This is a genomic window from Sunxiuqinia sp. (genome assembly GCF_055140945.1).
On sequence record NZ_JBSQYS010000071.1, the window covers coordinates 1 to 10,965 of the forward strand.

Annotated in this window: 11 protein-coding genes; 4 read left to right on the plus strand and 7 right to left on the minus strand. The window is 39.5% G+C overall.

Going from position 1 to position 10,965, the window contains the following annotated elements; genetic code table 11:
* Positions 1 to 272: 272 nt before the first annotated feature.
* Positions 273 to 1,334 carry an endolytic transglycosylase MltG gene (mltG, locus tag ACTB00_RS19515; RefSeq protein ID WP_463301586.1) on the minus strand — a complete coding sequence of 354 codons (1,062 nt, stop codon included), beginning with the start codon at positions 1,332 to 1,334 and terminating at the stop codon, positions 273 to 275.
* A gap of 161 nt (positions 1,335 to 1,495) precedes the next feature.
* Between mltG and ACTB00_RS19520 the strand changes: the two genes are divergently transcribed.
* Positions 1,496 to 2,689, plus strand: coding sequence for an FprA family A-type flavoprotein (locus ACTB00_RS19520; RefSeq protein ID WP_463301587.1), 1,194 nt, complete (start codon positions 1,496 to 1,498; stop codon positions 2,687 to 2,689).
* Between the two features lie 81 nt (positions 2,690 to 2,770).
* On the opposite strand, the gene ACTB00_RS19525 is transcribed toward ACTB00_RS19520, so the two are convergent.
* Both ACTB00_RS19525 and ACTB00_RS19530 read right to left on the minus strand, forming a co-directional pair.
* Positions 2,771 to 4,570, minus strand: coding sequence for a hypothetical protein (locus ACTB00_RS19525; RefSeq protein WP_463301588.1), 1,800 nt, complete (start codon positions 4,568 to 4,570; stop codon positions 2,771 to 2,773).
* 24 nt (positions 4,571 to 4,594) lie between these two features.
* Entirely contained in the window at positions 4,595 to 4,972 is a 378-nt protein-coding gene (locus ACTB00_RS19530) for a hypothetical protein (RefSeq protein ID WP_463301589.1), read from the minus strand.
* 207 nt (positions 4,973 to 5,179) lie between these two features.
* On the opposite strand from ACTB00_RS19530, the gene ACTB00_RS19535 reads away from it, so the two are divergent.
* Both ACTB00_RS19535 and ACTB00_RS19540 read left to right on the plus strand, forming a co-directional pair.
* Entirely contained in the window at positions 5,180 to 5,881 is a 702-nt protein-coding gene (locus ACTB00_RS19535; protein WP_463301590.1) for a Crp/Fnr family transcriptional regulator, read from the plus strand.
* Positions 5,882 to 6,079: 198 nt separating this feature from the next.
* Entirely contained in the window at positions 6,080 to 6,472 is a 393-nt protein-coding gene (locus ACTB00_RS19540; protein WP_463301591.1) for a hypothetical protein, read from the plus strand.
* Between the two features lie 156 nt (positions 6,473 to 6,628).
* Here the strand turns inward: ACTB00_RS19540 and ACTB00_RS19545 are convergent, their stop codons facing one another.
* The 3 genes from ACTB00_RS19545 to ACTB00_RS19555 form a co-directional block, all read right to left on the minus strand.
* Complete coding sequence (locus ACTB00_RS19545; protein WP_463301592.1) at positions 6,629 to 7,279, minus strand: HAD family hydrolase; 651 nt, start codon at positions 7,277 to 7,279, stop codon at positions 6,629 to 6,631.
* A gap of 239 nt (positions 7,280 to 7,518) precedes the next feature.
* The gene (locus ACTB00_RS19550) at positions 7,519 to 7,986 is read right to left on the minus strand and encodes a hypothetical protein (RefSeq protein WP_463301593.1); all 468 of its coding nucleotides are present in this window, start codon (positions 7,984 to 7,986) and stop codon (positions 7,519 to 7,521) included.
* Positions 7,987 to 8,247: 261 nt separating this feature from the next.
* Positions 8,248 to 8,901: a hypothetical protein gene (locus tag ACTB00_RS19555; protein ID WP_463301594.1), complete on the minus strand. Its 654-nt coding sequence runs from the start codon at positions 8,899 to 8,901 to the stop codon at positions 8,248 to 8,250.
* Between the two features lie 630 nt (positions 8,902 to 9,531).
* On the opposite strand from ACTB00_RS19555, the gene ACTB00_RS19560 reads away from it, so the two are divergent.
* Entirely contained in the window at positions 9,532 to 9,834 is a 303-nt protein-coding gene (locus ACTB00_RS19560) for a hypothetical protein (protein ID WP_463301595.1), read from the plus strand.
* Positions 9,835 to 9,931: 97 nt separating this feature from the next.
* Here ACTB00_RS19560 and ACTB00_RS19565 read toward each other — a convergent pair.
* On the minus strand, positions 9,932 to 10,965 hold a 1,034-nt coding region (locus ACTB00_RS19565; RefSeq protein ID WP_463301596.1), incomplete at its 5' end, for a hypothetical protein.

The window sequence follows — 10,965 nt, forward strand, 5'->3', positions numbered from 1 at the left end:
ACCTTATCCCGTTCTATGGGATAATGGCACAGTTTGAACCGAAATCACTGGCACAAACCACTCCGAAATCGGTGGCACAAGACGAACCGAAATAGCCATCTTCCTGAGCAAAGGATATTATTACTGAAAAGAGTAGTGAAATGGACAAGGTCAGGCGCATTAGCTTTTAGTTTCAAAGCTAGATGATTGCCTTGTTAAGATTCATTAATTGACTATAATAAAACAAAAAGAGCTTTAAAAAACGCTAAAAATAAGTTAACCGAAAAGAGGAACTATTCCCAAATTTTTCTCGCATTTAAAGCTGCCTGATAGCGTGCTGCATTTTGATTATGTTGACGCAGTGTTTTCGCAAAATTGTGGTAGCCATTAAACTCGTCACTGGCACACATGTATAAATAGCTGTGATCTTCAGCGTTTAAAACAGCTTCAATACTGGATATCTCCGGAAAATTGATGGGGCCCGGAGGCAAGCCTGCGTGTGTGTATGTGTTATAAGGCGAATCGATCGAGAGGTATTTGGTTAAGACCCGTTTAATACCGAAATCTCCCAAGGCGAACTTAATTGTTGGGTCGGCCTGCAGCAACATACCCCTTTTTATTCGGTTTAAATATAAGCCGGCTACCCGGGGCTTTTCATCAGCTTTTACCGTTTCTTCCTGAACAATAGACGCGATTGTTGAAACTTCTACCGGACTTAAACCAAGCGACTTTGCTTTAGCCAGACGGTCAGTGTTCCAAAAACGTTCATATTCGGAGTGCATGCGCTCGACAAACTGCCAGGGAGTGGTGGTCCAGTAAAACTCGTAGGTATTTGGAATAAACATGGCGTGAAACGAAAATTGATTAAAGCCATATTGTTGAATAACTGCACTGTCTGTTAAGTAGGAGAGTAATTCCAGCGAGTCGGGCTCAATATCGTGCGAAACCGACCCGGCCAGCTCATCCATAAAGCGAAGGTTATTAAAAATAACCGATACCGGTTTTTGATCTCCTGCACGCAACATATTTACAATCTGGTTGGTATTCATTCCTTTGCTAAAAACATATTTCCCGGCTTTTATCGTTGTGGGATATTTCTTCTTTTTTGCCACCCATTTAAAAGCCTTTTCATTAATCAGGATTTCGTTCGACTCCAGCGAGTCCAACACATCCTGGTAGCTGGCTTCTAACGGAATTGTAATACTGCCGGAATGCTTCACGTTCTCGGCAAATACATATTGAAAAAGCTGGTAGCCCCGAAGCCCGGCAACGATAAATGCCAGTGCAAAAAAAATGATCACCCATTTATTGAGTTTTGGGAAGAGATGTAATCGATTAGTCGACATTAAATTCATTTGTTGTTAATTTTGAACTACAAAAATAAACTTTTCTACGATTTTAAGGGTGTGTAAGCTTTACCTTAATTTTTTAGTGAAATGAAATGCACCCTAGCATCGATCTAAGCGAAATTGGCTATTTTCGTGTTCTGAAAAAAAATACACAAAAATCGAAAGTTATGCATCAGGTTAAACTTGCTGAAAATATTTACTATTTGGGTTATAATGATCGGAGAACCCAGCTATTCGAAAATATTTGGCCAATCCCCAATGGCGTTTCTTATAATTCATACTTAATTGACGACGAAAAAGTTGCTTTGGTTGATACCGTTGAGCGTGCTTTTATTGATGATTATTTAGAAGATATTGACGCTATTCTTGGTGACCGACCGGTCGATTATTTAATCATCAACCACATGGAGCCCGATCATTCGGGAGCTTTGCGTGCTATTGTGATGAAATATCCGGACATCACTTTAGTGGGAAATAAAAAGACCTTTGGCTTTGTCGAGTCATTTTACATGAAACCAACCAACACGCTTGAAGTGCACGACAATTCGGTTCTGGAGCTTGGGAAAAACAAAATACAATTTCAAACGGTACCAATGGTTCACTGGCCCGAAACGATGGTTAGCTTTGAGGAAACGAACAAAATTTTATTCTCGGGTGATGCCTTTGGTAGCTTCGGTACCTTAGATGGTGGTGTTTTTGACGATGAAATTAACCTTGATTTTTACGAAAATGACATCATGCGCTATTTTACCAATATTGTTGGTAAATATTGTCCGCATACACAACGTGCCATAAAAAAATTAGCACCGCTCGATATTAAAATGATCGCTGCCACACACGGACCAATCTGGCGAACAGATTTGGAGTGGGTGTTGAGTCGCTATAATAAATGGAGTACTTACACCACCGATCCGGGCTGTGTTGTGGTTTATGGTTCGATGTATGGAAATACCCAAAAAATGGCTGAAGTGATTGCTCGTCAGTTGTCGGAGCGAGGCATCAAAGATATTCGCGTTTATGATTCTTCAAAAACGCATAAATCATATATCATCAATGATATTTTTCGTTACAAAGGATTTATTGTTGGTAGCTGTGCATACAATAATGCCATGTTCCCGAATGTTGAAAACCTCTTGACAACCGTTGAGCACATGGGCGTGAAAGATCACTACCTGGGTGTATTCGGGAATTTTGCCTGGAATGGGGGAGGCGTAAAAAACCTGATGAAGTTTGCCGAAGCTTCGAAATGGGAATTGGTTTACGAGCCGATTGAAGAAAAAGGAACCCTGAAAGAAGATAAACACCAAAAATGTATTGACCTGGCGAATGCGATGGCCGATAAGTTGTTGGCAGTTGAATAGCCCCAAAAAATTGAAAAATAAAAAAGAAGTCCTCCGGTTCTGCACCGGAGGACTTCTTTATTTTGTTGCAATTATGGGCTGTTAATTGGAGCTGTTAACGGTTGTTGTATTGAATACAACTTTGCCTTTTTCAACCAATGAGCCATTCTTCACGCTGCAATAAGGCGCATGGTCTCCAGCAACAGTGGGTGTCCAGGTATTTTTTGTTTCCCCTAGCACTCCGGAAATGGTCACCGGATACTTCCATGATCCACCAGCGCCGCCTTCCCATATCACGAACATTAATGGGGCTGGTAATTCGACAAAATCACTGACCCAAACTTCAACTTCTTCCGGTTGGCCAACGACTGTTTTTGAAAAATCATCGTTATCGATTCGATACATGTGTCCGGGGGTATGCCACAGTGGAATGGATGGAGTCACAGGTATTTCCGGGATGTCCAGATGTTTATCAGCAATCCCAAGGAAATCCAGCCAAATACCGCATTTGGCTCCCGCATGGGCTGATAGGTTGGCTCCCCAGCCGACATAGGCTTTGGGAGCTTCAGTAGTGTCTGCCAGGTTGATGCTTTCTCCGGCGCCCATTTCAACAACATATTCAGCATGAAGTGGAAAGGTAATTTCAGGGCCGGCAGTCCGATAAATGCTAAAACCAAAGCTTGGGCGAAGCGAATAGTCCTGTGTCAGTTTGGCTATAGCCTCTATGCGTAGCGGGCGTGGTTTGATTTTAACGTTTTTCCCCAGCTGTACATCATGATGTGTACCTGTTGAATGACTACTAGCCGCGATGTTTTGCCATGCGCCAAACTGAGCCTTTGGAATGGTATAGTCGAACTCTATTCCGGATACGAGTTTCAATTCTCCCCCCAATTTGAAATCCAGATTGAGTAGCAGCTCTATTTCAATTCCAATGATTATTGGAACAGGGCCAGCCTGAATATCAAACATGATTTCTTTCGGATCAAACAGCGGAACGTCTTCATTCACTAACGGTTCGTCGCCTCTGGCTTCCACTCCCATATCAATCCAGCCGGAAATGTCTGTGTTTTCTGCGGTCACGGTGAATTTGCCTGTTTCTCCGTCGTGTACCTTTACCGTACCCAGCCAGGTGTGTTTCTTGTAATAATGCTTCGAAATGTGATAATCCGCTTTTAGATCAGTCCAGATTGAGAAACCAAAATCTTCTATACCAACGGTAATCGGTAGCTTGGGAATGTAAAGTTGCGTGTTGAATTGGTGTTCAAATCCCACCTTGCCATCTTGACGGGCGGCTGCGTTTGCGCTTTTTAGGGGAATATTATCATTCACCGAAAAAATGGTAACCTCTTTGTCGCCATCTATCAGACGGATCCGGGTAGGGTGAATGCGTCCATTTTCATCGGTTAATGCTTTACTCAGCGCCTCTCCCTTCAGGCTTGAGATACTTTTTGTTTTTAACTGCTGGTTACTGAACTCAGGACTAAAGTCAAAGCCAATCTTCGCTTTGTCGAAAATATCGTTGATGCTACCCTGGGTGGTTTGCAATACATATTCTCCACCGGTTGTTTCAACGGTGGTTACTTTACGTACTATAACATCATTGCCCATGTCAATATTCAGTACGGTATTGGTATCTAATTCAAAAACGACCCCCAGTTCACAGGATTCGTCGAACCGTACAATGCCAGAAGATTCGTCGAACAGGATACCTTCCTGGCCTCCGCCATGCGACATCTGGCTATTTTCTAAAATGACCAGGTTGTCATTTAAAACCAGGCGCTCTCCTTTGTCGTAAAAAATCTCAGGCTCTTCGGTGATGTACTCTTTTTCGCACGAGCTAAACACGGAAGCGACCATTAACGCAAGAATAAATAAACGTAAGTAGGTATTTTGTTTTTTCATGATAAGCATGTTTTAGAGGTTTGGTTAAAAGTCAATAGGGGTGGCAATCTTTACGACCAGTTCCGATCGTTGACCAATCTGCAGGGGTTCCCAGGTTGCAGCGATATCTCCCGTATTGTCCAACCCATCCTTTTCTACATAAAAATAGTACCGTTGTTCCCGTAGATCTTCAAATAAGACTTGTCCGCTCACGTCTGTTTGAAGGGTGTCGAGCGCATTCTCTTTAAAGTGTAATTCATCCTCCGTGTTATAGAGGGTAACGGTTGCTCCTTCTATCGGAACCATGTAGCGGCTTACCACACTAATAATCATTTGGGGATTTGATTCAATATACTCCGTTTTTTTACAGCTGAACAGTAAAAGAACGAATCCCATCGTCAAAGCAATTCCAACTTGTTTCATATAAAGATAAATTTGATTAAAGACGCAAAAATAGGCGAAGAAAAGTTGCCCACCTTTACCATAGGGTAAAAAATGATTATACTTGCAGCGCGATTTGTAAATCGGAAATTGGAAGAAATGATGATAACGTGTATGTGGAGTTTAAATTGAGTGCCGTATGAAACGATTGATGATGAAAACTCCTGTTTTAAGTAAAAGATAGAACCAATGTCGATAATGCAACCTCTGGAGAGAGCCGACTCTTCTCGCTATTGCGACCAGCTTCGTGAGTTTATTGATTCAACGAGCCCGATTTCCGATTCTTCGTGGGAGAAAATGTGCGAAATCATGAATTTTTGGCGTGTTGGAAAAGGTGTTCGCCTGTTGGATTACATGGAAGTGGAAAGCTCGGTGCGTTTCCTGGGCAAAGGAATTGTGAAATGTGAAGATCATTTCAACGATAAATCATTTGTGTATGATTTCCGGATGGCGCCGATTATCCTATCCGAAACCGTCTCGTTACTCAACAATACCCGCTCACGCATTACGCTCGAAACTGTGACGGAGTGCGAATTTATTGAACTTCCCCGCAAACCTTTTGTCGAGATGCTTTTCTCCAACCTCGATCTCTCAAAGTTTTGTGCAGTAGGGGTTGTCAACTATTTAGGTATGACACACTACCGGCAAGCGTTATTGCGGACGACTGATGCGCAACAACGCTATAAACACTTCCTGAGGGAATTTCCGGGTGTTGTGCTGGATGTCAAGTTGGAAGATATCGCTTCCTACATTGGCGTGACGCAGCAAAGCCTGAGCCGGATTCGGAAGAACGTGATCTGGTGCGAAAATGAAAAGGAGCTGGAAACCCTGAGTAATGAACTGGAAGTGGTACATGGAAAGTCGCTGAAATCGCCAGCGACCTACATCTAAGTTCGCGCTATCCTTGTTTCAGCGGAATCGAACAGGGATTAATTGAGAGCTTGGAAGTTACACCCATAAAATACATCAAGTGCTGAATAATATATACCGTACTTCGTGTTTGTTGTAACGCCGTTTTCGGATGTTAAATAACTTAAACCTATTTCTTTCGTAAGAAATGATGATTGGAGAATTTTGGAACGATATTGTATGAAGGATACAAAAAAGGAAATATCGAATTTTAAATATGACTTTATAGTCGATCTTCGGATAGTCGTTAAATATTATTACGGGGAAATTACGATTGCCGATATAATCAGTTCATGGGAGTTTGCTTTTGCTAACAACTTAATTCCTGACAATAATCGAGGATTCATTCTTGATTATCGGAAAGCTACTTTTAACATCAGTCTTTTTGATTATGAACAGATACCTAAATTTTATAAAGAGAACCTGCATTTTTTCCAAGACTGCAAAATTGCTATTCTTACGGAAAAATCGAAAGATATCGTTATTCCTGTTTTAGTTAAAGAAGAAGATGAAGGATATCAGTCAGCACCATTCACGACTATGGAAGCTGCAATTAAGTGGGTGCTGGAATAATAAAACGAAGACAACAGCGAAGCACCCTCGCCGCCGCACGATTGCATCGTGTGGCATTAGAAATAAACACCGCCAGGATTATGGAATTTGTAGTTACGGCTCATGAACTAAGATTCTCCCATTATTAATTTACAATTGTATCCTATCTACTTCTAGTCAAAATATTGATCTGTCAACTTCAGAGAATGAACTTATCGCTTCATGATTCCATTTACCATAGTCTGCATTCATTGATTTAACAATAATGACTTTTGCTGCGTGTGAATTCTCTGCTGCCTTTATTCCAGATGCAGAGTCTTCAAAAATCAATGTTTGATTAGCTGTAACTTTTAATATATCCATGGCTTTTAAAAAAATCTCAGGATCTGGTTTGCTTTTTATAGTCCCATTATTATAGACAATTCTGGATAAATCAAAGTATTTGTCTAGATTCAAATGTTTAAAGTAAAATTCTACATTATATAAATCGGAAGCAGTGGCTATTGTAAAGGGAATTTTTTTTGAAAGAAGATATTCTAAAAAGTCTTTAGCGCCAGGTGCCAACTCCATTTTTTGTTTCAAACAAAGTGATTGATATATGTTTTCCTTTTCTAGACTTAAATCTGCAATTTCCTTTTCACTTAACTTCTTTGAAAAAATATTTGTACAAATCTCTGCATTATTTTTACCATGAATCTTGTCATTCTTTTCATCATCACTGAGAGTTAGATGATATTTTTCCAGAAAAATATCCCATGCTTGGTTGTGTAAACTGGTGTCAAAAAAAAGAGTCCCATTAAAATCGAAAACTATTCCTTTTATTTTCATGTTTTTGATCCTTTTGCTTCTTTACAAAAATGTAAACTGTCAATCAATATTTTTTGTATTCTATCCTAGTAAATACATCGAACCATTCCACATCGGCAAAACTTATAAAATAAACACCCTCAGGATAATGGAATTCATTATTACGGCTCATAAACTAAGATTCTTACATGACTAAATTTCAAATCTAAAAACTAGCTGCATTAGACTACGCGGTGCAATCGCGGAGGTGCGGGGGTGTTTTATCTTGAGAGTATCAAATAAATATGACTACAAGATGTTGAAAAATCACCATCACTTGATACCCTAATTCCAAGTTTAATTTTCTGTCTCGGGATATCATTAATAATATTGGCTGAGGACTTATAGCTGTTGTTTTCAATATCATCAGATATGACAATACTGTTCTCAATTGGTTTGTCGTTTGTAATGTCATATAGTTCGAAGCTTGCTTCTCCAATCACATCATTTCCAGTTTCGTCACTTGTCTTTATATTATTTACAGCCATCACAACCGATTTGATATTCGAATAACTAGAAATATCGAAGTATGGCAATTCTGCCGAATGTGTCCATGTGTTATACTTGCCTGCTCCTATATCTCCTGATAAAGATATCATAAGCTCATTACTTTCAATAAAATCATCTTTTTTACAGCCCAAAAGAATTAGTGAACAAACGACCACCATTGTAAAACTTTTAATCTTCATACTATCTTTTTTTATAGAGTTTAATCATATTATTATCGTTCAATACTTGCCTAACGATCCCCCTCGCTGCCGAAGGATTGTATCGTGTGGCATTAAAAATAAACACCGCCAGAATAATGGAATTCATTATTACGGCTCATGAACTAAGATTCTTACATGACTAAATTTCAAATCTAAAAACTAGCTGCATTAGACCACGCGGTGCAATCGCACGGCAGCGGGGGAGACCCTTGCGCTTGATGGTGTGAAAGCCTCTCCCTGCTAGTGTTTGCTAGCGGGGCGGGCTATTCGATTAGCTGCTGGGCTTTTCTTTGATTTATAATTGTCAATCTGTTTAATTAAAATTAATAGAATGAAAAATGCCCATATTACTAAAGACATTATTTCTAATTCTTTACTGTCATATACAAGTCTCAGAATCATTGTCCCGAAAACGACAATTAGTCCGAGTATAAAAACTCTCTGATATGTTTTTTGTCGGTGAAAAAACTTAGTCTTACGTAATTCTAAGACGATGTCTTCATCTTTAGGGAACATTTCATTTATTGTCTTCAATGATTGAATTGCTGCTTTCAGGTTTTTCCCACTGTCAGTTTGTGTCGTGGCAAATACATATTCAATATCATAAATATGCTGTCCAAATTTTGTGGACTTTCCCTCTAATTGTTTTATAAAGTCAATTATTGGTTTTCTTTTTAATACAATTTGTGTCCAACGGTTACAAATACCCAGAGTCCCATAATAGTCATTGAAAATTGATGCTATATCTTCGATTATATAAATGTCATCTGTCTTGAAATTAATGAGAAAGTCAAAATGTTTTTCAACAAAGTCAATGAGTGCAATATTATCTGAATCATCGATTTTATTAAATTCTTCAAATAGTTCGTCAATATCAATTGTAGTATCTTTCATTTTCAATTAGTCTCGTTTGGTTTTTCTCAGCCTTGCAGCTAACGGTTGATGGTATGGTGTCGTGCGGGATTACGAGGCAATTTCCTATCAGTTTACACCGACCTTTTTTACGAGCCACAAACGCTCGAAAACCTCTGAAACCCGCATGCACTATACCATGTGTGTGTGCCCAGCATGAGCATGTGCACACTTTACTGAAAGCTCTGAAAAAATGTTTAAAATACAAATTTTTAGTGTTAACCAATAAAGTGATGCATGAAAATTATTCCAGAGGGTTTACCCTGTGGAATATTCAAGTCATTCCAGAGGGTTTTCCCTGTGGAATCTGAGTTTTCATTCCATAGGCATCGCCGTCGGCAAGCCTATGGCGGCCGATGGGTGTAAGTCCCTTATGCGCAGGAGTAACGTCTTGAAGCATTAGTAAGTCGCAAGCTGGTTTGGGGTGACCCAAGCAGTGAAGGAAGCGAGACTACAAACTCCGGTACTGACGAATAGTGAACGAATGCAGTTTTCGGAGAAAACCAATGATCCGGTGGATCATTGATGAGAGAAGAGCGAAGCGGGTGATAGGAGGCTATGAGGTCGGATGAGCAAGCACATCATTGTGACGTCCCAAACATTCAGCAATGAATGGCAAGTATTCAGAACAAACTCGTTGAACTGGACGGGTGGCTCAGGAACCGACTTCGGTATTGCATCTGGCACCACTGGAAAAAGTCCGAGCGAAGAAGGAAAAACCTGATTCGTTTAGGCATCGAACAGGGGCAAGCTTACGCATGGAGCCGGTCACGGATGGGAGGATGGGCAATTGCTCAAAGCCCGATTCTTGGTACCACCATTACTGTTGAACGTTTGAGAAAACGGGGTTACATTCCTTTACTGGAACTCTACAATCAGCTTAAACCAAACACGGTTTTGTTTCCTATGACTTAACGAACCGCCCAGTACGAGAACCGTACGCTGGGTGGTGTGAAAGCCTTTCCCTGCTAGTGTTTGCTAGCGGGGCGGGCTATTCGATTGGCGGTAGTTATTAGTTCACAAATCTTTCTATAATCTCAAATTTCTTTTCACTTAAATCCATAATATTATTATTAAAAATTATCTCATTTTCATCAACATCCACAACAATCTCTTTTATCCAATCAATATCATCAAAGGAAAATCCATATCTAACCAACCATATCTCAATTGTATCATTTGTTCCAAACCTTATATAATTACTTAATGCAATTGCTCTATCATCGGCATATTCAGTATAGTAAAGGTCAAATGCTGCAGATAATGGGTCTCGAAGAGATAGTGATATAACTTTATCAATATAATCATAAGTATCATAAACAAGTATATCATACTCTAACTGGGATGCAGGCGTGTGCTCAGGAAAAATACTGTGATGCCTTAATGAAATATTAGGTAAGGATTCTGCCATTGGTGAATATCGAATTAATATTTCATCAAGTTCTTCTTTAGCTTCCTCGGGGGAGATTTCATTTCTTTTCATACGTCCAAGAATGCGCCTTCTTTTATCTTTTTCCGATAAGAAAGCATGTCTTAATGATAATATTTCTGAAAATGATTTCCCTTGAATTTGCCACAATAAAATTGGTATAGCCGCACTTAACACCGCAGCCTCAGGAGCTTTGAGACTATTTCTTCTTAAATGGCTAATGTATATAGTTTTAAACGACTTTTTAATCTTATTACGTTTCGCATTAGGTAATTCGTAATAGTATTTTCCAGTAATGGGCTTTCCGTCAACGAAAAAATTCTCTAAAATATAGGCAATATCTGAATCTGTATCAGCTTCTTGCAGACGTTCAACTTGGTTTTGAGGAAGTTGTAGCTCATCATTAAAAGCTTCTTCCTGAATAGCCTCTACAATATCTTTCTGGTCTTCTTCTACATTGTTTAATACTTCGTCTAACATAGAAGTTTCTGTCAAAGTCGAAGGTGTATTTAATCTACGCTGAAAAGTATTTCTGTTTTCCTGTTCAATCACTACATAGCCAAAATCAAAAGAGTTTTTTGAAAGTGTATTTCGACCTGCTCTACCTATTAAGTTTT